Annotated in this window: 18 protein-coding genes and 1 riboswitch; of the genes, 8 read left to right on the forward strand and 10 right to left on the reverse strand. The window is 63.0% G+C overall.

Going from position 1 to position 23946, the window contains the following annotated elements:
- Nucleotides 1-116 precede the first annotated feature (116 nt).
- The 6 genes from NPS46_RS22425 to NPS46_RS22450 all read right to left on the reverse strand — a co-directional run bounded on the left by NPS46_RS22425 (nt 117) and on the right by NPS46_RS22450 (nt 7137).
- Entirely contained in the window at nt 117-1637 is a 1521-nt protein-coding gene (locus tag NPS46_RS22425; protein ID WP_274111118.1) for an APC family permease, read from the reverse strand.
- Between the two features lie 122 nt (nt 1638-1759).
- Nucleotides 1760-2776: a heme-dependent oxidative N-demethylase family protein gene (locus tag NPS46_RS22430; RefSeq protein ID WP_274111120.1), complete on the reverse strand. Its 1017-nt coding sequence runs from the start codon at nt 2774-2776 to the stop codon at nt 1760-1762.
- Between the two features lie 17 nt (nt 2777-2793).
- A complete protein-coding gene (locus tag NPS46_RS22435) occupies nt 2794-3762 on the reverse strand; it encodes a PDR/VanB family oxidoreductase (protein WP_274111122.1) in 969 nt (322 codons plus the stop codon).
- Complete coding sequence (locus NPS46_RS22440) at nt 3759-4361, reverse strand: dimethylamine monooxygenase subunit DmmA family protein (RefSeq protein ID WP_274111124.1); 603 nt, start codon at nt 4359-4361, stop codon at nt 3759-3761. Before NPS46_RS22440 ends, NPS46_RS22435 begins: the two co-directional genes overlap by 4 nt.
- Before the next feature lie 227 nt (nt 4362-4588).
- Complete coding sequence (locus NPS46_RS22445; RefSeq protein ID WP_274111125.1) at nt 4589-6007, reverse strand: sigma-54 interaction domain-containing protein; 1419 nt, start codon at nt 6005-6007, stop codon at nt 4589-4591.
- On the reverse strand, nt 6004-7137 hold the full coding sequence (locus tag NPS46_RS22450; RefSeq protein WP_274111127.1) for a PAS domain-containing protein: 1134 nt from the start codon (nt 7135-7137) through the stop codon (nt 6004-6006). The genes NPS46_RS22445 and NPS46_RS22450 overlap by 4 nt, the downstream gene beginning before the upstream one ends.
- A 364-nt stretch (nt 7138-7501) precedes the next feature.
- Between NPS46_RS22450 and NPS46_RS22455 the strand changes: the two genes are divergently transcribed.
- Nucleotides 7502-9247, forward strand: a complete 1746-nt coding sequence (locus tag NPS46_RS22455; protein WP_425312779.1) for a methyl-accepting chemotaxis protein — start codon at nt 7502-7504, stop codon at nt 9245-9247.
- 7 nt (nt 9248-9254) lie between these two features.
- Here NPS46_RS22455 and NPS46_RS22460 read toward each other — a convergent pair whose 3' ends face one another.
- Nucleotides 9255-10577 carry a serine hydrolase domain-containing protein gene (locus NPS46_RS22460; RefSeq protein WP_274111131.1) on the reverse strand — a complete coding sequence of 441 codons (1323 nt, stop codon included), beginning with the start codon at nt 10575-10577 and terminating at the stop codon, nt 9255-9257.
- A 96-nt stretch (nt 10578-10673) separates the two neighbouring features.
- Entirely contained in the window at nt 10674-11333 is a 660-nt protein-coding gene (locus tag NPS46_RS22465; protein ID WP_274111133.1) for an HAD family hydrolase, read from the reverse strand.
- A 213-nt stretch (nt 11334-11546) separates the two neighbouring features.
- On the opposite strand from NPS46_RS22465, the gene NPS46_RS22470 reads away from it, so the two are divergent.
- Both NPS46_RS22470 and cobF read left to right on the forward strand, forming a co-directional pair.
- A complete protein-coding gene (locus tag NPS46_RS22470; protein ID WP_274111135.1) occupies nt 11547-12848 on the forward strand; it encodes an OprD family porin in 1302 nt (433 codons plus the stop codon).
- Between the two features lie 70 nt (nt 12849-12918).
- Entirely contained in the window at nt 12919-13677 is a 759-nt protein-coding gene (gene cobF, locus NPS46_RS22475) for a precorrin-6A synthase (deacetylating) (protein WP_274111137.1), read from the forward strand.
- Nucleotides 13678-13682: 5 nt separating this feature from the next.
- Here the strand turns inward: cobF and NPS46_RS22480 are convergent, their stop codons facing one another.
- The gene (locus NPS46_RS22480; protein WP_274111139.1) at nt 13683-14978 is read right to left on the reverse strand and encodes a glycosyltransferase; all 1296 of its coding nucleotides are present in this window, start codon (nt 14976-14978) and stop codon (nt 13683-13685) included.
- Between the two features lie 112 nt (nt 14979-15090).
- A riboswitch (cobalamin riboswitch) is annotated at nt 15091-15297 on the forward strand.
- A gap of 94 nt (nt 15298-15391) precedes the next feature.
- Between NPS46_RS22480 and cobW the strand changes: the two genes are divergently transcribed.
- Genes cobW through NPS46_RS22500 form a run of 4 tightly spaced genes read left to right on the forward strand, consistent with a single transcriptional unit; the run spans nt 15392 to nt 21908 of the window.
- Complete coding sequence (gene cobW / locus NPS46_RS22485) at nt 15392-16465, forward strand: cobalamin biosynthesis protein CobW (RefSeq protein WP_274111141.1); 1074 nt, start codon at nt 15392-15394, stop codon at nt 16463-16465.
- A 3-nt stretch (nt 16466-16468) separates the two neighbouring features.
- On the forward strand, nt 16469-20239 hold the full coding sequence (gene cobN, locus NPS46_RS22490) for a cobaltochelatase subunit CobN (protein WP_274111143.1): 3771 nt from the start codon (nt 16469-16471) through the stop codon (nt 20237-20239).
- A gap of 8 nt (nt 20240-20247) precedes the next feature.
- Complete coding sequence (locus NPS46_RS22495; RefSeq protein WP_274111144.1) at nt 20248-21252, forward strand: ATP-binding protein; 1005 nt, start codon at nt 20248-20250, stop codon at nt 21250-21252.
- The gene (locus NPS46_RS22500) at nt 21177-21908 is read left to right on the forward strand and encodes a vWA domain-containing protein (protein ID WP_274111146.1); all 732 of its coding nucleotides are present in this window, start codon (nt 21177-21179) and stop codon (nt 21906-21908) included. Before NPS46_RS22495 ends, NPS46_RS22500 begins: the two co-directional genes overlap by 76 nt.
- A 54-nt stretch (nt 21909-21962) precedes the next feature.
- On the opposite strand, the gene NPS46_RS22505 is transcribed toward NPS46_RS22500, so the two are convergent.
- On the reverse strand, nt 21963-22229 hold the full coding sequence (locus NPS46_RS22505; RefSeq protein ID WP_274111148.1) for a hypothetical protein: 267 nt from the start codon (nt 22227-22229) through the stop codon (nt 21963-21965).
- A 319-nt stretch (nt 22230-22548) separates the two neighbouring features.
- Between NPS46_RS22505 and NPS46_RS22510 the strand changes: the two genes are divergently transcribed.
- Nucleotides 22549-23874, forward strand: coding sequence for a sigma-54 dependent transcriptional regulator (locus tag NPS46_RS22510; RefSeq protein WP_274111150.1), 1326 nt, complete (start codon nt 22549-22551; stop codon nt 23872-23874).
- The last annotated feature ends 72 nt before the right edge of the window (nt 23875-23946 follow it).

The following is a 23946-nucleotide window of genomic DNA, read 5'->3' on the forward strand; positions in this document are numbered from 1 at the left end:
GCGCTTGGGCTCCGTGACTCTTATTAAGTTTATGTAGGCACGAGCGTGCTCGCGATCTCCAGCGATGCCAAAGACGCTGCAACTCGCGTGCAAGCTCGCACCTACAGGTTTTCGGGTTACGCCAGTTCCGGCGTGGCTTCGCCCGCAGCGGTGGCGCGCGAGAACTTCCAGGCATCACCGGCCGGCGCCATGCCCTTGTCGTAAGGCTTGCCCAGTAGCATGTAGAGCAGGCCGCAACCCATGACCACCGCAGTGGTCAGGATCATCGCGTAGTTGATAAACCAGGGTGCCTCGGGTGACCGTGGCCAAACCATATTGATAATCGCGCAAACCCCGTAGACCAGTGCCGCCAGATTGACCCAGATCCCCCAGGCTCCCAGGGTGAACTGGCCATTGGGCCGCCAGCCCTTGGCCCGGGCGATCAGCGCCGCGACCACGATCAACTGGAAGGCCATGTAGATACCAATGGCGGCAAAGCCGACGATGGTCGCGACCGCATCGGCCATAAACATGCCCAGGCAAACAATCGCCGCCGGCACCAGGCCGGTAACCAGCAGGGCCACCGATGGCACATGATTGGCCGACAGGCGCTTAAGCTGAGTGCTGCCGACGATCATTTCATCGCGTGCATAGGCGAACAACAAACGGCTCGCCGCCGCCTGCAGGCTCAGTACGCAGGAGATGAACGACACCATCACTACCGCCATCACCAGGCGCGAGCCAATCGGGCCGAAGGCATTGGCCAGGATGGTCGCCACCGGGTCGGTGTCTTCGCCGGCCAGGACCTTGGCCATGTCCGGCACCGACAGGATCAATGCCAGGCAGGCGAACATCGCCGCCGCACCGCCGATATAGATGGTCATGCGCATGGCCTTGGGAATGCGCTTGCCAGGGTTCGGGGTTTCCTCGGCGACATCGCCACAGGCCTCGAAGCCGTAGTACTGGAACAGGCCGGCCAGGGAGGCGGCGAGGAAGGCCGGCAGGTAGGAACCGTTGACTTCCAAGTTGAAGGTATCGAACAGCACGCTGAACGGCTGATGACGCTCGAAGATCAGCAGGTAGCCGCCGACCAGGATCGCCCCGACCAGCTCACAGAGAAATCCGAACATCGCTACCCGGGCCAGCAGTTTGGTGCCTACCAGGTTCAGCGCGGTGGACAGCAGGATCAGCGTCAGCGCGATATAGATATTGGCCTGAGCGCTTGGCTCGAAACCGAGCATCAGCGCCAGGTACGGCCCGGCGCCGACGGCGACCCCGGCAATGGTGGCGCACAGGGCCCAGGCGTAGACCCAGCCGACCATCCACGCCCAGCGCTTGCCGACCAGGCGGCGGGCCCAGGGGTAGACGCCGCCGGAGATTGGGAACTGGGAAACCACTTCACCGAAGATCAGGCAGACCAGCAACTGGCCCGCACCAATCAGCAGGTACGACCAGAACATCGGCGGGCCGCCAGCGGCCAGGCACAGGCCGAACAGGGTATAGACCCCGACGACGGGCGAGAGGTAGGTAAAGCCTAGGGAGAAGTTCTCCCACAGGCTCATGCTGCGGTTGAAATCCGAGCTGTAGCCCAGGGCACGGAGTTGTTCCGCATCCCGGTCAGCTTCGGCGCTTGCACGCGAGGTGGATGAGCCACTCATGTTATTTCCTCATTATCAATGGCAGGTGTTTTCAAAGTCGGTGGGTGGGCCCACCGTTGCTCGTGTCGAGCTTGTTGTTGTGATCGTGCTAAGGCCGCGAACCAGGCGCGGGTACGTCTGGGTCAGCGACCGTCGTCGTATTGGGAGAGCCACTCGACGGCCGCATCGCGGTAACGGGCAAAGCCCTTGTAGTCGACCAACTGCTGGTTCAGCCCCTTGAGTACCCGGTGCATGCGGCGGGCCCAGTCGGGGTGGGTGGCGATATCTTCGAGGCTCAGCAGGTAGGTGCGGATCGGGAAGACGATGGCGTTGCTGCGCGGCAAGCGGTGCAGGGGCTGCAATTCGATGCGCAGGTAGACCAGCTTGCCGGCATTTTCAGCGGTCACCATGGTGCGGTCCGGCGCCCATTCCGGCAGGCTTTCGGCCGAGACTTCGAGGCGCGGGTTGACCGTCAGCGACCAGTTCAGGCGGCGTACCGGGTGGCCGGTGCGCAGGCGCAGCAAGAACTTAAGCGCCCGGTCGAGCATGCCGATTTCCTTGACCAGCGGCACCGGGCCGTGGAATTCCTCCCAACTCATGCCCAGATTGAAACGCAACGAATAGTCGGCGCGCTGGGTGGCAATGCCCGCACCCCAGTAGAGGGTTCCATCGCGCTCCTCCTGGAGCACCCAATCGCCCTGTGCCTGGCGGGTGATGTATTCCATGGGTTCGTAAGGCAGGGTGGTCGGGTCGCCGAAGGTGAAGCGGTCGTCGATGTCGAGCAGGTGGTTGACCCAATGCCATTCACGGCCTTCGCGCTCAAGGCGGAAATACTGCGGATAGTCCCTGGCGTAGCACTCCATGATCAGTTCCAGCAGGTCCCATTGCGCTTCCATCATGTGTGGCGCCGAGACGTAGTGCATGCCCGGGTCTTTCTCCAGGGTGATGGCTCGGTCGCGGCATTCGCTGATGTAGTGCTCGTCAATGTCGAATGCCGCGCGGAACGCACCGTCGCCCACCGAGACGTGGGGCTCAAGGTTCATCGAGTACATGTAGTCGTCGTCAGGAAACGGGAAGGGCGCGCGGGCAATGGTCTGCGGGCTGTTGGCGAAGGTGTAGTCGTCGCGGTAGGTTTCGTCGGGCTTGAATTGGATTGTCATTGTTCTGTTTCCGTCGCTCAGAGGTCGATAACCAGGCGGTTGCATTTGGCCCGGGACACACAAGGCATGATTTTCTGGTTGGCCAGGCGGTCTTCTTCGCATAGCCAGTCGTCGCTGTGCAGCAACTCGCCGTCGAGTTCCAAGACCACGGTCTCGCAATGCCCGCAGGCCCCGCCCCGGCATAGGTACGGCAGGCTGTAGCCAGCTGCTTCGACGGCTTCGAGCATGCTCTGGTCAGGAGATACTTCGATGGTCGCGCCGCTGCGCCCGAGGGTGAAACTGAAGGCTTCGCCGCCACTGCTCTGTTCGAGGAAACGCTCGAAATGCACATGGCTGTCGGTCCAGCCCAGGCTTCGGGCGCAGGCCAGGGTCGCGTCGATCATGCTATCCGGGCCGCAGGCATAGACATGGCTGCCTAGGGGCCGGTTGGCAAGCACGGCGGCGATATCCAGGCGTGCCTCCACGCCCTTGCGGTACAGGTGCACCTGCTCGCCATAAATGGCCTGCAGCTCCAGACCCAGTTGCGCATGTGCTTCACCGCGTACCGCGTAGTGCAGCTCGAAGGGCACCTGGCTCAGGCGCAGTTCTTCCAGTTGCGAGATCATCGGAGTGATCCCGACGCCGCCGGCGATAAACAGATGCAGGCGTGCCTGCTTGACCAGCGGGAACAGATTGACCGGAGGGGTGACTTCTATCAATTCGCCTTCGCTGACGCGATCATGCAGGGCATTGGAGCCGCCGCGACCGTCGACCACCCGGCGCACAGCGATCTGATAGCAACTGGTGTCGTAGGGCGAGCTCAGCAGCGAGTAGGGGTTGCGTAGGGTATTGCGCTCATTGGCGATCAGTACCACCACATGGCTGCCGCCGGAAAAGGCTGGCAAATGGGCGCCGTCCGGCGAGACAAGGGTGAAGCGCTTGATTTCAGGGGTGACTGTTTCGATCCGCGCGACGCGCAGGTTCAGGGTTCCGTTTTGCTGGCTCATGTGTCGAGCTCCTCGGCCGGTGGCAGTTCGCCGGGGACTTCGGCATCTGCCTTGACGGCCTGGAAGGCCGCCAGTCGCCGGGAGTAGTGGTCGCGCACCACCAGCGTCACGCCGCAGCCGGGGCAGTCGTAGACGCGCTGGGTGACGTTTTCGGTGTAGGTGTCGCAATGCACGCACCAGACCCTGCGCACCAGGGTGCCGGAATGTTCGCGCAGCACTTCGTCGCGGTTCAGGTCGAACGGCGTGGCGACCTGCATGGCGCTGCCCAGAAAACTCTCGGACCCGGCGAGGTACAGACGGGTGCCCATGCGCGCAGCACCGAGCAGCGCCCGCAGGTCTTCGATCAGCGCCTGGTTGCTGGCATGGACTCGCAGTGCCTGGCAGCGGGTGTTTTGCAGGGCGGCGAGGTGGTCGTGCCCGGAAAACGATTCCTGGGAGTAGAGCAGGGTGACGGGAGCGTCCTGTCCCTGCAGAGCGTCGAGCAGTCGGAGCATGGCCCGGCCGCCGCTGCCCTGGCCGGCGACTATGTGGTGCAGGCCTCCTGGCAAAGGGTGCAACTGGTCGTAGACCGGTCGGCTTTTGATCCCGGTAATCAACATTCTTATTGTTCCTCCTGGCTGCCGGCTCGATAACGGACGGCCGGTTCTGTCGAAGATCCACGCACGCAGCGGGATTGAAAGAAGCAGAAGCACAGGCTATGCCAATTACTTATATATTTGATTTATAAGGATTTTAATTTTATGGAAAGGGCCTGAATAGGCATATGTGACAAGATGTGTATGCGGTATCGCAGCAGTGGCGACACATCCCTGTGTCGGTGGCGGGGTCAGTCGCGTTGCAGCTTGCGGATCAGCGTGCCGATATCGATGCCCAGGTGCTGGGCGGCCTTGCGCTTGCTGCCGCACAAGTGCACGGCGCGCAGGATGACCTGGCGTTCGAACTGCTGGACCTGCCGTTTGAGGTGCTGCCCATCCTGCTCGGGCTGGCTACCAGGAGCAGCGACGACGGGCAGCGGCCCGAGCATTTCCGCAGGCAGATGGTGTTCCTGTGCTTCGTCATCCGCCAACACCGCCAGACGTTCGAAGATATTCACCAGCTCACGGATATTGCCGGGGAAGTCATAGCCCATCAGGCGTTTGCGACAGGAACTGGACAGGCTCAGTGAAGGCTCGCGGTCGCGATTGATGCGGCTGAGCAGGATATCGATCAAAAACGGCAAGTCGTCCAGATGCTCGCGTAGCGGCGGAATTTCCACCGGCAGCACCGCCAGGCGGTAATAGAGGTCGGCGCGAAAGGCGCCGAGGCTGACTTGCTGGCGTAAGTCCTTGTTGGTCGCGGCAATGACCTGGACCTGTACGGTCTTGCTCAAGGGCGAGCCTACTGACTGGATGGTACTGTCTTCCAGAAATTTGAGCAGTTTGGCCTGGACATGCAGCGGGATTTCGCCGATTTCATCGAGAAACAGTGTGCCCCCGGATGCAGCTTCGATATAGCCCTGCTTGCCGCCCTGCAAGGCCCCGGTAAAGGCTCCGCGCTCATACCCGAACATCTCCGACTCAAAGAGGCTTTCCGGAATGCTGCCGCAATTGACGTGGATAAAGGGCCGGTCGCCCCAGCCGGCAGCTCGATGGATATGCCGGGCAATGGCGGTCTTGCCCACGCCGGGCTCGCCCAGTAACAACAGCCGGGCGCGACGGCGAAAGGCACGTACGCCGGTGTCGGCAATGCTCGACAGCAGCGGCGAGAGGTGCAGGGCATTGTCCTGGGGGTCGCTCAGCCCGTCGGGTTCGACCGGGCGCGGGCTCAAGGGCGAGCGCCGTACCGATTTGCCGGCGTCGCTGTCACGCAGACTCAATAGGCTGAAGGGTTTTTCATAGGGGCCGGTGGGAAGCGCCTGAGTGCTGGCCAGCAGTACACGGCCTTCGCGTGAGCGGGTCAGGGCGCTGTTGCTGCCGCGATTGAGCGCTGCCTGTAACTCGTCGTAGTTCAGGGCTGAGCGTTCGAAGAATTCGCTGTCGGACAAGCCGATGGCCTGCTGCCTGGAGAGGCGATTGAGGCGTTCGGCGGCCAGATTGATAAAGCGCACCCGCGCTTCGCCGTCACTGATGACCAGGGCGTCAGCGAAGGTGTCGAGCAGGGCATGCAGGGCCGGGGTTTCCAGCAGTACGGCGAGGATTTCACTGCTGACGCTGACGGAGGAGCGCATGCCCATTTGCAGGGGGGGAAGCAGGTGGCGGTCTTTCATGGGTGCAACTCTTCGACGTGCGCCGCGCCGTCACGGCTTTCACGCAGCACCGCGACCCGCCAGGCCACGCCTTCACGGATCAGAATACGCGAGCAATGCACGTTGAAATGCAGCACGCGGCCGTACTGGTCGGGCAAGGGCAGTTGTTGCCAGGTACGTTCCGCCAGCTCCTGATTGAGCAGGGTCTGGGCGATAGCGATGCCATGAGTGATGCCGAACGTTTGTTCGAACGCAGCATTGCGCCATTGCGGTTGCCGGGTTTCGTCGATGACCAGCACGGCATCGGGCACGGCATCGAACACTCGGCGCAGGGCCTCGATACGTTGTTCGGCGTCGTGCTGCATGCGCAGCTCCTGGCTGACATCGCGGATGCTGCCCCACATGCGCAACAACTGCCCATTGACGATGGTGGCGCGCACATCGTTCTCCACATAGGCAGGGGAGCCGTCGTGGCGCCGGTCCACGGATAAGGCGCCGTCGACGCTGAAACCAGATTCGATCAGGCGTCGGACAAACTCTTCGTTGGCCGGACTGCGGGGCCAGTAGAGCCGGACGGGTTGTTGATTGAAGTCGACATCGGAAGGCATTTCATAGACCCCGGCCATGGCCCGGTTGCACATGCGCCAGTGGGAGTCGTTTTCAAACACCTGGCGCACGATCTCGTCCGGCGAATTGTGAGTATCCACGGCCTGGGCGAACTCGATGCACCAGTAGGCAACCTTGGCACTGAACAGCATCTGGTTCATCACTTCATTGGCATTGCGCATCTCGCGCAGCTGATGGCCCAACGCCCCCAGGGGGATCATCAGCAGATGCAGCTGCGCAGGTTGCTGCGAGCGCCATTGCAATAGGCCGCTGGCAATCACCGGCAGGAGCCCGCCGTTGCGCCGGATCAGGGTCAGTTCCAGGCTCTGTACGCGCTCGTCCGCGGGCGGATTGGCGAACAATTGGCGCAAGGCCTGGGCCGAATCGGCGTTGTACAGGCGTTCGAGCGGTTGCTCCACAAGCTCTGCGCTGGCATAGCCCAGTTGGTCGCTAAGGCTGGCGGAAAGGCCAAGCAGGCGCCCATTGGCGGCGGTGGTGCTGGAAAGCGGCTGGGCCCTTTCACTGAGCAGGCTAAGAATATCCACAGGGGGTGGGCTCCATCAGGGTTGGAAACGGATTACTTGAAACACTATGCAAAAAAACTGATGGCATATTGCATGCCAGGCATCCGGTCCATGCTTTGTAGGAGGTTTACCTTCCAGGGTGCTGCACTTCTGCAGAAGTGTAGGCATTTTTGCATACGCATCTGCCTATTTTCTTTTTGTTTTCAGGGGTAATTCTTCATTGCTTGTAGGTTTTTTCATTTGTCGTTTCGGGTGATTTATCCGGCAATAGTCAACGGCCCTGGACGCTGTGTAGATGGCCAATAGCCCGTAGTACCTTTGCGGCCCTTCATGCAGGCGCTTTCATATCGCGCAGGGTTGTGCTCGGGCTGTAGCGGCTTTCGACATGCATTCCGGTCGCGATCAGGAGGTGGGCCTGCTTAATCCGCACAGGTCTGTCGTACACCGCGTTGTGCGGCCAGGCCTGGAGTGTGCGCCAGGAGAGTGGACCTTGAGTCATGGACTGAAACTGAATCGAATATCCGTCAAGCAGCGGTTGCTGTGGCTGTCGTTGCTGTCACTGGTGCCGTTGCTCGTGGTGGCCTTGATTTCGCTGAGCCAGATGAGTCGTCTGAATGCCGGGATCGACAGCCTGTACGCCGATCGCCTGGTGCCCATGCAGCAATTGCGCGAAGTCGCTGATGGCTACGCGGCGAGCCTGGTCGACCTGCCTCGCCAGTATCGGGCAGGGCAGTTGGAGGGGGCGGCCTTTGAGCGTGCGGTAAAGATGAACCTGGAGCAGGTGGAGCGCATCTGGGCCGCGTATCTGCTGACTTCCATCGAGGGCCGCGAGCGCGAGTTGGTCAATGAGGCCAATGCCAGGATACCCGAGGCCCGTAAACACGCGATCCAGCACCTGGACCATGTTGCCAATGGCCAGTTACGCGCGATGGATGTCGCATCGTTTGAACGCCAAACGAATGCCGCCTACGAGCCTGTGCAACGGGTCCTGGCGCAGTTGTCGGCTTTTCAGCTGGAGTATGGCAATGCCTTTCGCCTGCGGGCGGCGGCCGATTTCGACCGGCTGAAGCAGTACTACATCATCGGTTGCGTGCTGTTGATCGGGGTGCTGGGTGGGTTGGGCGGGTTGATTTATCGCTCTATCAGCCAGCCCCTGGGGCATGTCTGCGAGGTGATCCAGCGCATTGGCGAGCAGGCGGACCTGCGCCTACGTGTCGAGTTGGACGGTACGGACGAGTTGAGCCGACTTGGCGAGGACTTTAACGCCATGATCGCGCGATTCCAGGCGCTGATTGCTGATCTGAGCCTGGCCGCGAGCCAGTTGGCGTCCTCGTCGCAGCAAATGAGCCGTGTCAATGCGCTGGTCAGTAGCAACACGATGGCCCAGGAACAGCAAACCCTGCTGGTGGCCACGGCCATCGGGCAGATGAACGTGGCTATCGAGGCCGTCGCCGGGAATGCCCAGCAAACTTCCGCGCAGGCGCAGCAGGCGGATGATCGAGTGCGTGATGGCAGCCAACGCGTGCACGACAATCTGTTGGCCATCGAGGTCCTGGCAGGACAGGTGGATACCGCCACGCGGGTGATCGAACAATTGGGGCAGCGTTCCGAGGGGATTGGCGAGGTGCTGGTCACGATTCGCTCGGTGGCCGATCAGACCAATCTACTGGCCCTCAATGCGGCCATCGAAGCAGCGCGCGCGGGTGAGGCCGGACGGGGTTTTGCCGTGGTTGCGGATGAAGTGCGCAGCTTGGCCGGACACACTCAGCGGGCCACCGAATCGATTAGCCAGATGATCGGCCAATTGCAGGGCTCGGCCCGCGAGGCCGTGCAGACCATGGATCAGGCACGTAGCCAGGCGCGCAGCAGTGCTGAGCAGGCGGGTGAGTCCCGGGCGATTTTCGAAGCAATCAAAAGCTCGGTCGAGCGCATTGCCCAGATGAGCGGGAAAATCTCCCTGGCCACCGAAGAGCAGGCCGCGATGGGCGGCGAAATCAATCGCAATATCCTGAGCGTCAAGGAGAGTCTGGGAGAGGTGGGCGAAGGCTCGCGGCAAAGCTCCCAGGCGAGCCATGAACTGGCCGACCTGTCGGCGCAGTTGCAGCGTCAGGTCGAGCAGTTCAAGGCTTGAGAAGACCCTAGCGTGGCGCCGGGTCGAGCAGGTAGCGGCCCAGGGCCTCGAACGCCGGCAGGGTCACCGGATCATTGGCCGAGTTGCTCGCGATGGGGTGGGAGGCATAGCGCACGATGACCATTTCGGCCTTGGGGTCGATATAGATGCGTTGGCCATGGACGCCGCGCGCCATATAGGCGCCGTGGTCGTTATGACTGACCCACCACATGTCGCGGTAGCTGAAACCCGGCAGCAGGGTGTAGCCGGCCTTGGCGAACTGCTGCTGGTCGCCGCCGCGGCGGATATCTTCGATGACGGCCTTAGGCAGGATCTGTTCGCCATTGAACCGGCCATCGTTGCGCAACAGCTCGCCGAAGCGGGCCAGGTCGCGCAGGCCGGTATTCAGGCCGCCGCCGGCGAACGGGGTGCCGGTGGAGTCAACGGTCAGGTAGGCATCCTGTTCGGCGCCGATGCGGCTCCAGATGCGCTCCGACAGCAACTGGGCGACGTCGCGTCCGGTGGCCCGGGCGATGATCCAGCCCAGCACGTCGCTGTTGACGGTTTTGTAGGCAAAGGCTTCGCCATGTTTGCCTTGGGGCTGCACGGTCTGCAGGAATTCGAAGTAACTGCGCGGCCCGGTGTAGTCCTTGGGTTTGGGCAGCGGGCTGCCGGCCTGGGCGTGGGCCCAGACTTCGGCCTTGGGATCGGCATAGTCTTCGCTGAACTTGAGGCCGGTGGTCATGTCGAGGACCTGGCGCACGGTGGCATTGCCAAAGGCCGACTGCGCCAGTTCGGGCACATAGGCGCTGACCTGCTTATTCGCATCCAGTTTGCCTTCGGCCACCAGGGTCGCGCCCAGCGTGCCCATCACGGATTTGGTTACGGACATTGCCCCATGTTGGCCATCGGCTTGAAGGGCGCCGAAGTAGCGTTCATAGACAATCTGCCCGCGATGCAGCACCACGATCCCGTCCGTGTAGGCCGCCGCCAGGGATTGCTCCCAGGTCATTTTCTGCTGGCTGCCCAGGGGGGTGAAGCTGATGGCGTCGATATCCTTGCGCAGCGCGGTTGCCAGGGGCACTGGCGCACCAAGGCCACGGGACACATTGATGGTCGGCATCAATTGACGGAAATGGGCGACGCTCCAGCGAAATGCCGGGAAGCGGTAATAGCTGCCGTCTTCAAAGCGAATCTGGCGATCAGCCGGTGGTGGCGCGCCGACCATCCAGCCGAGCTTGACCGGGTCACTGGCGGCCGCATCCGGGAAATCGGCGGCATTGGCGCTGGCGACCCCGGCCAGCACAAGGGCCAGAGCCCGATACGTGTGTTTCAACGGAGCGGTAAACATGGCGATTCATCCCTGGCGCAAAGAGCTGCACTTTGGCTAAACCCAGGGAGCGACGCAAGGGGCCGCCGCTCCAGTCAATAGGCTGGGGCCGACCCGTCAGCCCAGGCGACGCTCAAGCAGTGCCCATAGCGCCGGGTCATTGAAGTCCTCGATCACCAGCGCGGCACCGTGGGCCAGCAAGGTTTCGCGACTCTGGCTGGTGGCCAGGCCCACCGTGGTGATACCGGCCGCCACGGCGGCGCTGAGCCCGGGGACCGAGTCTTCGAATGCCAGCGCCTGTTCGGCCCGGGCGTGGGTGCGTTGCAGGCCCGTCAGGTAGGGCAGCGGGTCCGGCTTGGCGCGGGCCAACTCTTCGGCCACCAGTACAGGCTCGAAGCGTTCGCGCAGGCCCAGGGCCTGGAGCATATGTTCGGCATTGGCCCGTGGGGCATTGGTGACCACGGCCATGGCAATCTCGCGCTCGCGAGCAAAATCGAGCAAGTGAACCAGCCCCGGCAGCGGTGCCAGATGCTGGGAAAGCTGGCGAAAACGCACTTCCTTGCGTTCGGCAAAGGCTTCATGTTCGGCGATGGATCGCCCGGGAAACAGGTAGTGGCACATGGCGGCATTGACGCAACCACTGACATGGGCCTCGAACGCCTCGCGGCTGAAGACCCGGCCTTCCTCTTCCAGGAGCAGTTGTTGCAACGCCAGCAGGTGCAAGCCGTCGGTGTCGGTCAGGGTGCCGTCGAGGTCGAACAGTAGCGCGTGGAGCATGGTGTGTTCCCGTACCTGAATCGTTAAAGCGCTAGCCTAACAGGCTTTATTGCCGATCAAGCCTGTTCGACCAAGGTCGCCTGTAGCCAATACAAGCCATCTGCCATGATGGTGGGTCATTATCAATTCAATCAATTCTGCTGCCATGAAACTATCCATGCAGCGGATGGCTGCGCCTGTCGGCGCAGTGTCTGGTCGTTGGAGTTTGTCTCGATGTCCCGCTTTTTCCACAGTGCTCCACGGGGTCAAGCGATTGCCCTGGGGACGCTGGCTGTTTGTGTATTTTTCCCCGTTCAGGGTCAAGCCAGCGGCTTTTTCGAGGACAGCCACGCCCGGCTGGAGTCGCGTACGTTCTATTTCAATCGTGATTTTCGCGATGGCCACACGTCCAACCCCCAGGGAGCGTCAAAGCGCGAGGAATCGGCCCAGGGCTTTATTCTCGATCTGCAGTCGGGCTATACCCCCGGTGTGGTCGGGTTTGGCGTCGATATGCTGGGGATGTACGGACTCAAGCTGGATTCTGCGGCCGATCGCAGTAACTCCGGTTTGCTGCCGTCCCGTGGCCAGGATCCTCGCGGGTCCGAGGATCAATACGCCAAGCTCGGCGCAACCGCCAAGGTCCGGGTGTCGCACACCGTGTTGAAATACGGCACCTTGCTGCCCGATCTGCCATTGCTCAAGTACAACGATGGCCGTCTGCTGCCTACCGCGTTCAATGGCGCGCTGCTCAACTCCGAGGAGATTCGCCACCTCAAGTTCATGGCCGCGCGGCTGGATCGCTATACCGCCCGTGACTCCACCGACCGCGAGGAGGTGCGCCTGAACTGTAAGAACAAGCGCTATGGTTGCGGCATCAGTACCGGGCATTTCGATATGTACGGGCTGGACTACCGCTTTGGCGAGCGGCTCAACGTCCAGTACCACTATGGCGAATTGGAGGATATCTATCGCCAGCACTTCCTCGGTCTACAGGCCAGTCAGCCCCTGGGTGCCGGCGTCCTTGGCGCGGACTTGCGGCTGATCAAAAGCGCCGACAGTGGCAAGGCCCTCGCATCGCGTATCGATAACCGGGCCGTGGGTGCGCTGCTGAACTACGCGGTGGTCGGCCATAAATTCAGTGCGGGCTGGCAGCGTATGAGCGGCGACAGTTCGATGCCTTACCTCGATGGCAGCAATCCGTACCTGGTCAACTATGTGCAGGTCAACGATTTTGCCGCCGCCCAGGAGCGTTCCTGGCAGTTGCGTTACGACTACGATTTCAAGGCCGTGGGTATCAATGGCCTGAGTTTTCTGACGCGCTATGTCAGTGGCGACCATATCAAGGTGCTGGGCCGAAACTCGGCGGGCAAGGAATGGGAGCGCGACAGCGAACTGAAATACCAGGTGCAGAGCGGCCTGTTCAAGGATGTCAGCCTGCGCTTGCGCAACGCCACCTACCGCAGCAATTACCAGAAATTTTCCCGTGATATGGATGAGACGCGGTTGATCGTCAGTTACAACCTATCGATCTGGTAGGCGCGGGCGGGATGCATTTTGCCGCGATTGACCGATAATCCCCGGCACGTATCCCCGCTGAGGACAGGCTATGAAGAAACTGCTGTTGATCGGTATCGGCGCCGGTGATCCGGAACAGATCACGGTGCAGGCCATCAAGGCGCTGAATCGAGCCTCGGTGTTTTTTCTGCTGGACAAGGGCGAGGCCAAGGACGACTTGTTGCGCCTGCGTCGGGAAATCTGCGAGCGCTATATCGAGACGCCGGGTTACCGGCTGGTCCAGGTCCAGGATCCGCTGCGCGACGGTTCGACGCCCTCGTACCGCGAAGGCGTCGAGCAATGGCATGAGCAGCGGGCGCAGTTGTTTGCCCGCCTGATCGGCGAAGAGTTGGCCGACGGTGAGTGCGGCGCTTTCCTGCTCTGGGGCGATCCTGGGTTGTACGACAGTACGTTGCGGATCCTGCAGCGGGTGGTCGATAACGGTTGCGAGCAGTTCGACTACGAAGTGATTCCCGGGATCAGTAGCGTGCAGTCCTTGGCGGCGCGGCACCGAGTGCCGCTCAACCGCATTGGCGAGCCGATCCGTATCACCACCGGGCGGCGCCTGGAAGTGGCGGACCTGGACAATGTGCTGGTGATGCTCGATGCCCATTGCAGCTTCCAGCGTTTTCTCGGGCAGGACCTGGATATCTACTGGGGCGCCTATCTGGGCACCGCCGACGAGCTCTTGATTGCCGGTCGACTCGATGAGGTCGCCGAGCGGATCGTGCAGGTGCGCGAGGCGGCGCGGCAGCGCAAGGGCTGGATCATGGACACCTACCTGCTCAGGCGTCCACTTGGCGAGTCGTAGCGGTTTCAGGCAAGCGGGCGGTTTTTCGCTTCGATCCACTGGGCCATGTACTGGGTGCTCTTGTGATGGTGATGGCGCAGCATGGCGCCGGTGAAATTGGCGCGGCGCAGTTGCGCCAGGTCGCGCTGGCAGGCGCGGATCCGTTCCACCAGTGCCGGGCCGTGCTCGCTCTGTTCATAGCGGGCGGCCAAAAGCGTGCGCCCGGCGTCCTGGGCCTGTTGCCAGGCCAACGGGTCCTGGTAGAGCCGGACCGCTGCGGCCGCCAGGGCCTCGGCCGAACTGGCAATCGCCCCCGGCCAGGGCAACGTGCCGTGCATGGCTTCGGCCCCGATCGGCGTGGTGACGTTCGGCGTGCCGCAAAGCATGGCGTCGGCCAGCTTGCCCTTGATCCCCGCACCGAAGCGCAAGGGCGCCAGGCAAATCCGCGCCTGGCGCATCACCTGCAAGGCATCCTCGGCCCAGTTCAGTACATGAAAGCCCTGGGCGGCATTGTGCAGGGCGGTGGCCTTGGGCGGCGTGTAGGCGCCATAGATATGCAACTGAGCCTGGGGCAGTTGCTGGCGAATCAACGGCCAGAGGCTGTTTTTCATCCAGAGTACGGCGTCCCAGTTGGGCGCATGGCGAAAGTTGCCGATGCTCAGGAAGTGCGCGCGCTCATCGAAGCCGGGCAGGGCGCCCTGCGGGCTGTCCACCATCAACGGGCACCAGTGCAGCAACGCCGGTGACAGGCCAAACGGACCGGTCAGCAGCTCGATCTCGACATCGGAGATCATCAGGCTCAGGTCCGAGCGGTAGATCGCGGCGATTTCCCGCTGGGCCAGATCGGTTTCGCTCATCTGGGTAAAGATCTGCGCCGGTTCAGGGGCGAACAATTCGCTGAAGTCTTCCTGGCGTGGGTCGGCTTTCAGGCAGGTCTTGAGCTGCTGTTGGCGGGCATCACGCAGGCTCTGCAAATCCGAGGTTTCCAGCACGCGCACGGCGTTGGGGCACTGCTGTTCGACCCGCCAGCCGAACTGCTCTTCCATCATGAAGCGGTCGAAGAGCACGATATCCGGCTGTAATTGGCTGATGAAGCGGTCGAAGCTGCTGTTATTGAGCTCGATCGCACACTCGTCGATGCCCAGGCTGCGCAGGTCGGCCTTGTGTTCGCCCTCGCTGGCGGGGCTGGCAAAGGTGATATGCCAGCCGGCGGCGAGAAAGCTGTCGAGGATCTGCATCATATGCCCGCCGGCGGCCGAGGAGCGTGGCTCGGGCCAGACATAACCGATGACCAGGACTTGCGTAGGACCGGGGCGATGCATGGACAGGGCTCCTCGAAGCGTGCAGGTAAAAAAGGCGGCGCATTAAAGCACAGGTGCAGGCTATCTCCGTCAGGTTTGCGCTGCCCGACATTGACCCGCCCCCAAGCACTGCGTAGCCTTGCGCTTTCGAGGTTCTCCGACCCAGGTCGGAGCTAAGACGGGAACGCGGAATGCCGCGGCTGCCCCCGCAACTGTATACGGTCCGACAGTTTTGCATGGCCACTGCCCACGGGCGGGAAGGCGCAAGACTCTGCTTGCTGGGCGCTATGCCTACAAGCCGGCTGTAAGCCAGGAGACCTGCCTCGTAACAGATTCTCACCTACAACCGGGCGGGGTGATCCGGTGGCGAACGTTTGCGCAGGCGGTGCCTGGGCATCGTCCCGTATGCCCGCCACCTTGCCAAAGGGCATCCGATGAAAACACTGGCCAAACTTCCCGTCACTATCGTTACCGGCTTTCTCGGCTCGGGCAAAACCACCCTGTTGCGCCATATGCTCGACAACGCCCAGGGGCGTCGGATCGCGGTGATCGTCAATGAATTCGGCGAGCTGGGCATCGATGGCGAGATTCTCAAGCAATGCTCCATCGGCTGCACCGAAGAAGAGGCCAATGGCCGCGTCTACGAACTGGCCAACGGCTGCCTGTGCTGCACGGTGCAGGAAGAGTTTTTCCCGGTCATGCGCGAACTGGTGGCCCGGCGAGGCGACCTGGACCATATCCTGATCGAAACCTCCGGCCTCGCGCTGCCCAAGCCGCTGGTCCAGGCCTTCCAGTGGCCGGAAATCCGCAGCGCCTGCACCGTGGACGCCGTGATCACCGTGGTCGACAGCCCAGCAGTGGCGGCCGGGACCTTTGCCGCCTTCCCGGACCAGGTGGATGCCCAGCGCAAGCTCGATCCGAACCTGGACCACGAATCGCCGCTGCATGAGCTGTTCGCCGACCAACTGTCCAGCGCCGACCTGGTGATCCTCAATAAGGCCGACCTGATCAGCGCCGAAGACCTGGCCGCCGTGCGCCTGGAAGTCGCCGAAGAACTGCCGCCGGCGGTCAAGGTGATCGAAGCCAGCAGCGGGCGCCTGCCGCTGGACGTGCTACTGGGCCTGGGGGCGGGCTCCGAGGAACATATCGACAGCCGCCATAGCCATCACGACCACCACCATGGTGACGGTGATGATGACCACGATGACCATGATCACGACGCCTTCGACTCGATCTCCATCGAACTGCCACAGACCGACGAAAGCCTGCTGCTCGATGCGCTGAGCCAATTGGTGGTGCAGCACGACATCCTGCGGGTCAAAGGCTTTGCCGCCATTGCCAACAAGCCGATGCGCCTGCTGATCCAGGGCGTGGGCACGCGCTTCGACAAGCATTTTGACCGCGCCTGGCGCGCCGACGAGCCGCGCAGCACGCGCCTGGTGCTGATTGGCCAGGACCTGGATGCCAGCGCCCTCGAAGCGCAATTGCGCGCTGCCTTGACCGCCTGACGTATGCACCTGCTCAGGACTCAGCCCGGTGGTTTCGTCTCGGACGACAATATTGCCGACCTTGGACAGACCCCCGCCGAGCTGGTGATCCTGTGCAGCGGCGATTCCAGCCTGGCATTGCTGGCCGAAGCGGCCCAGCAACTGCCCGATGACTACCCGAGCCTGCGCCTGGCCAACCCCATGCAGGTGCAGAATCACGCTTCGGTCGACCTGTATTTCGAGCAGGTGCTGCAGCATGCTCAGGTCATCCTGATTTCCCTGCACGGGGGCATTGCCTACTGGCGCTATGGCGTTGAACGCCTGGTGCAACTGGCTGAACGCGGTGTGACGCTGATTCTGGTGCCGGGTGATGACCGTCCGGACCCGGAATTGAGCGGCTTGAGCACGGTGTCGGCGGAGCAGGGCGAGCGCCTCTGGCATTTTCTGCGCCAGGGTGGGCTGGGCAATGCCCTGGAACTGTACCGCTGCCTGGCCAGCCAATGGCTGGGGCGCGATTACCCGTGGGACGAGCCGCAGGTTCTGGCGCGTACCGCGATCTATCATCCGCGCCAGGCCTTTGCCGGGCTGGCGCATTGGCAAGCCGACTGGAAGGCCGGGCAGCCGGTGGTGGCGCTGCTGTTCTACCGTTCCCATTTGCAGGCCGCCAATACCGCCTTTGTCGATGTGTTTTGCCAGCGGCTGCAGGCCGCCGGGCTGAACCCGCTGCCGATGGCGGTGGCGAGCCTCAAGGAGCCAGCCTGCCTGGCGGTGGTCGAGGATTGGCTGGATGAGGTGGACGCGGCGGTGATCCTCAACACCACCGGCTTTGCCCAATCGAGCCCGGAAGCCCCTCATCTACGCCCGTTTCGCCGCGATATCCCGGTGATCCAGGCCATCTGCGCCCAGGACAACGAACCCGGCTGGCAAGCCAGCGAACAAGGCCTGGGGCCGCGGGACCTGGCCATGCATATCGCCTTGCCGGAGCTGGATGGACGGATTATCAGCCGGCCCATCAGTTTCAAGGACCTGGCCTGGCGCAGCGAGCGCAGCCAGTGCGATGTGGTGTGCTACCGGCCGCAGCCCGAGCGTATGGATTTTGTCGCCAGCCTGGCCCGGCGCTGGAGCGATCTGGCGCGCTTGCCCAACGGACAGAAGCGAATTGCCCTGATCCTGGCCAATTACCCGACCCGCGATGGTCGCATCGGGAATGGCGTGGGCCTGGATACGCCGGCAGCGGCGTTGAATATCCTGCGAGCCATGCAGGCCGAGGGCTATCCCCTGGACGTCGAACTGCCGGCCAGCGGCACGGCGCTGATCCAGGCGCTGCTTGGCGGCGTCAGCAATGACCTGGAAAGTATTGACCTGCGGCCATGCCAGCAGAGCCTGGCGCTGGCCGAGTACCAGGCCATGTTCGACCGCCTGCCCGAGGCCAATCGCCAGGCGGTACTGCAACGCTGGGGCGCACCCGAGCGCGACCCGATGTTTCGCCGTGGGCGGATGATGGTCGCCGGGCTACGCCTAGGCCTGACCTTTGTGGGTATCCAGCCGGCGCGCGGTTATCAGGTCGATGCCAGCGCGGTCTACCACGATCCGGACCTGGTGCCGCCGCACGGTTATCTGGCGTTCTATTTCTGGCTGCGTGAAACCTACGGGGCCCACGCGACTATCCATGTGGGCAAGCATGGCAACCTGGAGTGGCTGCCGGGCAAGGGCGTGGGCTTGTCCGAGCATTGCTGGCCGGATGCATTGCTGGGGCCGCTGCCCAATATCTATCCGTTTATCGTCAACGACCCGGGGGAAGGTGCCCAGGCCAAGCGGCGTACTCAGGCGGTGATTATCGACCACCTGATGCCGCCACTGACGCGCGCCGAAACCTATGGGGCGCTGCGCAATCTGGAATTGCTCGCCGACGAGTACTACGAAGCGCAGTTGCTGGACCCGCGCCGCGCCCGCGAACTGCAGCGCGACATTCTCCAATTGGTTCGCGAGACCCGGCTTGACCGCGAATTGCAGCTCGATGGCACCTTGACCGGCGACGCCGATGCGGCGGTCTGGCTGCCGCGTCTGGATACTTATCTGTGTGACTTGAAGGAATCGCAGATTCGCGACGGCCTGCACATCTTTGGCGAGTCACCCGCCGGTCGACTGCGGATCGACACCTTGCTGGCCTTGTTGCGCATCCCCCGGGGCGACGGTCGCGGTGCGCAATCGAGCGTGCTGCGGGCGTTGGCCAAGGCCTTCGGGCTGGGTTTCGATCCCCTCGACTGTGCGCTCGCCGAGCCGTGGAACGGTCCGCGTCCCGACGTGCTTCTTGCCCTGGGCGACGAGCCCTGGCGTACTGCCGGTGATAGCCGCGAGCGGCTTGAACACTATGCCGCGCAGATGATCGAGCAGGCCCTGGCGGGGACGTTGCAGTTGCCGGCTGGCGCGGAGTGGGACGAGGTCCGGGCGATTGTCGACGCACTGCTTGGCGTCGTGGCGCCACGCCTGGATGGCTGTGGTCCGGCAGAAATGCACGGGCTGCTGGCCGCCCTGGGCGGACGCTTTGTGCCGGCCGGGCCCAGTGGCGCGCCCAGCCGGGGCCGGCTTGATGTGCTACCCACCGGGCGCAACTTTTACTCGGTGGATGTGCGCAATTTGCCCACGACTACCGCCTGGCGCATCGGCTTTCAGTCGGCCAGCCTGATTCTTGAACGACACTTGCAGGACCATGGCGACCACTTGCGTCAGCTAGGGCTGTCGGTCTGGGGCACGGCGACCATGCGCACCGGCGGTGACGACATTGCCCAGGCCATGGCGCTGATGGGCGTGCGTCCGGTTTGGGCCACCGGCAGCCAGCGCGTGGACGATTTTGAAATCCTGCCCTTGAGCCTGCTCGACCGCCCGCGGGTGGATGTGACGCTGCGAGTCTCCGGGTTCTTTCGCGATGCCTTTGCCAACCTGATCCGCCTGTTCGATGCAGCGGTGCAGGCGGTGGCGGCGCTGGATGAGCCGGATGATCTCAACCCCCTCGCGGCCAAGGTGCGCAGCGAGCGCGAACAGTTGCAGCGCGACGGCCTCGATGCCGAGCAGGCCGCGCGCCAGGCCGGTTGGCGAATTTTCGGGGCCAAGCCGGGCGCCTATGGGGCCGGCGTGCAGAATGCGATCGATGGCCGCCTGTGGCAGAGCCGCGAAGACCTGGCCGAGGTCTACCTGAACTGGGGCGGCTATGCCTATGGCGGCCAGGATGAGGGGACCGCTGCGCGCGGCCAATTTGCCCAGCGGCTGGGCCAGGTCCAGGCGGTGGTGCAGAATCAGGACAATCGTGAGCATGACCTGCTCGACTCCAATGACTATTACCAGTTCCAGGGCGGCATGCTGGCGGCGGTGGAGACCCTCGGCGGCGCACCGGCGGCCAGCTATCATGGCGATCACAGCCAGCCGGACCTGCCGCGTATCCGCACGCTCAAAGAAGAGTTGAACCGGGTGATTCGTGCCCGGGCGGCCAATCCCAAGTGGATTGCCGGGGTCAAGCGCCATGGCTATAAGGGCGCCTTCGAGCTGGCGGCGACGGTCGACAACCTGTTTGCCTTCGATGCAACCACTGGCCTGATCGACGATCATCAGTACGCCTTGCTGGCTGATGCGTACCTGCTGGACCCGGACACCCGCGACTTTGTTCGCGAGCACAACCCCCACGCCCTGCGGGATATGACCGAGCGCCTGCTCGAAGCCCAGCAGCGCGGCCTGTGGCAGGAACCCGGCGAGTACCGTGAGGCGCTGGAAAACCTGCTGCTGGATATTGAAGAAAATTGAGGCCCGAGATGAGCGATACCCCCCATTTCCCGTTGTCAGCCGTGGTGGGCGCCGATGAGCTGAAGCTGGCGCTGTGCCTGACGGCCATCGACCCGAAAATCGGCGGGGTGCTGATCGAAGGACCACGGGGCATGGCCAAGTCGACACTGGCCCGCGGCCTGGCGGACTTGCTGGTCAGCGGCCAGTTCGTCACCTTGCCGCTGGGGGCGACCGAAGAACGCCTGGTGGGCACGCTCGATCTGCAGGCGGCACTCGGTGAAGGCCGCGCTCAGTTCTCGCCCGGCGTGCTGGCGAAGGCCGATGGCGGCGTGCTGTATGTCGATGAGGTCAATCTGCTGCCCGATCACCTGGTGGACCTGCTACTCGATGTGGCCGCCAGCGGAACCAATCTGATCGAGCGTGATGGGATTTCCCACCGGCATTCGGCACGCTTTGTCCTGATCGGCACCATGAACCCGGAAGAAGGCGAACTGCGTCCGCAACTGCTCGACCGCTTTGGCTTGAATGTGGCGTTGGTTGGGCAGCCACTGCCCGAAGAGCGCGGGCAGATCATCCGCCGTCGCCTGGATTTTGACAGCGACCCACAGCGCTTTTGCGCACAGTGGGCCCAGGCCCAGGCGGACTTGCGCGAGCGTTGCGAGCAGGCGCGCGGGCGTCTGCACGAGATCGCGCTGGACGACCAGTCCCTGGCGAGTATTACCGAGCGCTGCTTTGCCGCCGGTGTCGATGGTTTGCGCGCCGACCTGGTCTGGTTGCGAGCGGCGCGGGCCCATGCTGCCTGGCGCGGCGCCGAGGTCATCGAGACACAGGATATCGAGGCGGTGGCCGAATTTGCCCTGCGGCATCGCCGTCGCGAGCCGATGCCCGGGAGTGCGCCGCAATCGCCGTCCAGTCCTGCCCCGGTGAGCCCGACCGAGACGGACGCGGGCCAGGGGCAATGGGGCGAGCTGGCGGCAGTGCCCTTGCCCAGCGGTGCCCGCCGGGAAATACCGAGCTGGCCAAAAAAGCCCTAGGCATTCGTCCAACCCAGCCCCGAGGGGCGGATGCCAGGCCCCGGGCCGGCCGGCTTGCCAGCGGTCAGCGTGGCGCGGCGCGCGTTGCGCAGCAAGGGCGTATCGATTGGACGGCGACCTTGCTGCAGGGGCGCCCACGGGCAGTGAGTGAACTGGTTTTTCGGCAACGGCGCAGCGCGAGTCATGAGCTGTGGCTGGTGATTGTCGACGCGTCGGCCTCGACCCGCCGGCATCAGGCACTCAGTGATGCGAAGGGGCTGCTGGCCCAGGTCTTCGACGATGCTTATCGCCAGCGTGCGCGCCTGGCGTTACTGACCGCCAGCGGCGCAACGCCGCACTGGCATGTCCAGGGGTTGAAGGCTGCCAAAGGGGTACGCGGTTGGTTGCAGGCGCTGGGGGCGGGCGGTGGTACGCCCTTGTTCGCGGCGCTGGAGGAGGCGGCACGCTGGCTGGTATTGCGCCAGAAGCACTTTCCAGAAGAGCAGCAGCGTTTGCTGGTGGTCACCGACGGCCGCTTGAAGGAGTGGCCGCGCCTGCCTCGACTCAACTGCCCGGGCTTGCTGGTCGATATCGAGCGCGGTCCGATCCGTCTGGGTCGTGCCCGGCAACTGGCGCACGACCTGGATGCCGAATACCGGCATATCGATACGTTGTAGCCGCTTACGCTTCGCCGCACGCGAGGCGGCGCTGAGCGGCGCGGTACCGGCGTATCAGGCGGGCATTACCCAGGGTTGCAGGGCATAGCCTTCGCGGCTCAGTTCGGCGCGGGCTTGCTGCAGCACGTCGGCCAGTTGCGCCGGGTCGGTGTAGGTGCGGCTGGAAATCTGTTTGCGACCGATACGCTGGTTGGTGCGGTCGATGACTGTCAGGCTCAGTTCGCCATTGCCGTCTTGTGGGGCCCAGGCGACGCATTGGAAAGGTTCAAAGGCGTGGCCGGCAATCAGCAAGGCTTCATTGAAACGGAGCGGGGCGTTCATGGGGTCTTCTCTCTGTATGCCCAATCAAGTCGTTGGCCGTCGGTTGGGCTTACCGTTCGGCGGGTTCCTTGTACTGATGCCCGCAGGTGGCCGTCGGGTCACAGAACTTCAGAACTTTTTTAAACTTTCGTTTATCTGGCGTGCTCGGCAGAGCCTAAAGCCAAGGCGCTGCCAGGCCGTTGATCGCTGTCAGTCTAATTCGGCATTAGGGTTATAGATAAACGGTACAAGGGCGCGTCAAGTTCTTGCTAACGTTACAGCCAGGTTTGCCAACGTACTGTTTCTAAATGGTTTACTCATTTGCAATAAAGGAACAGTGATGCCCGAAATTGCCTCGCAACGCCGTTTGCTGGTGGTCGATCCCTGTGATGATTGCCACCGTTTACTCCCCGGTTTGCGCACTGCCGGCTGGGATGTTGACAGTTGCAGCCTGGAGACCGCTACGGAGCGCAGTTGCGATGTCGGGCTGCTGCGTTTGCAGCCTTTTCACCTGGAACGCCCGGAAGCAGTCAAGGAGTTGATCAGCCACAGCGGCACCGAGTGGATTGCCGTGCTCAATCCGCAGATGCTGCGTGGGCAGAATGTCGGCGATTTTGTCTGCGAGTGGTTCTTTGATTTTCATACCCTGCCGTTCGATGTCTCGCGGGTCCAGGTCACCCTGGGCCGGGCCTTTGGCATGGCGCGCTTGCGTGGCCAGGGAGCGGTGCGGGTCGATGCGCCCGAGCATGAACTGCTCGGGGACAGCCGCTCGGTACGTGAGTTGCGCAAACTGTTGGGCAAACTGGCGCCGACCGAGTCGCCGGTGTTGATCCGTGGCGAGAGCGGCACGGGCAAGGAACTGGTGGCGCGGACCCTGCACCGCCAGTCCCAGCGCAATGGCAAACCCTATGTCGCGATCAATTGCGGGGCGATTCCCGAACATCTCATCCAGTCCGAGCTGTTTGGTCATGAAAAGGGCGCGTTTACCGGTGCCCACCAGCGCAAGGTCGGGCGTATCGAAGCGGCCCACGGCGGCACGCTGTTTCTCGACGAGATCGGCGATCTTCCCCTGGAATTACAGGCCAATCTCTTGCGTTTCCTGCAAGAGAAGCATATCGAGCGCGTCGGTGGCAGCCAGCCGATTCCGGTGGATGCGCGGGTACTGGCGGCGACCCACGTGGACCTGGAAGCGGCGATCCGCAATGGGCGTTTTCGCGAAGATCTGTACTACCGCCTGAATGTCTTGCAGGTGGTGACCGAGCCGCTGCGTGAACGCCATGGCGATGTGTCGCTGCTGGCCAACCATTTTGCCCACTTCTACAGCCAGGAAACCGGGCGCCGGCCCCGCAGCTTCAGTGAGGACGCCTTGGTCGCCATGGGCAAGCATGAATGGCCAGGCAATGTGCGCGAGTTGGCCAACCGGGTGCGCCGTGGTTTGGTGCTGGCCGAAGGGCGGCAGATCGAAGCCGGTGACCTGGGGCTGCAAAGCCAGCAGGCATGCATAGCGCCCATGGGCACACTGGAAGACTACAAGCTGCGCGCCGAGCGCCAAGCCCTGTGCGATGTCTTGAACCGCCACAGTGACAACCTGAGTGTGGCGGCCAAGGTGTTGGGTATTTCCCGGCCGACCTTCTATCGGCTGCTGCACAAGCATCAGATCCGCTAACCACGGCCTGCTGGCGCGTGCTTTAGCCAGGTTTCAGCTCGATGCAAAAAGGGCCCGCTGCGTGGGTACGCA

Origin of the sequence: Pseudomonas putida, from assembly GCF_028682395.1 — a bacterium.
GTDB lineage: Bacteria > Pseudomonadota > Gammaproteobacteria > Pseudomonadales > Pseudomonadaceae > Aquipseudomonas > Aquipseudomonas putida_AB.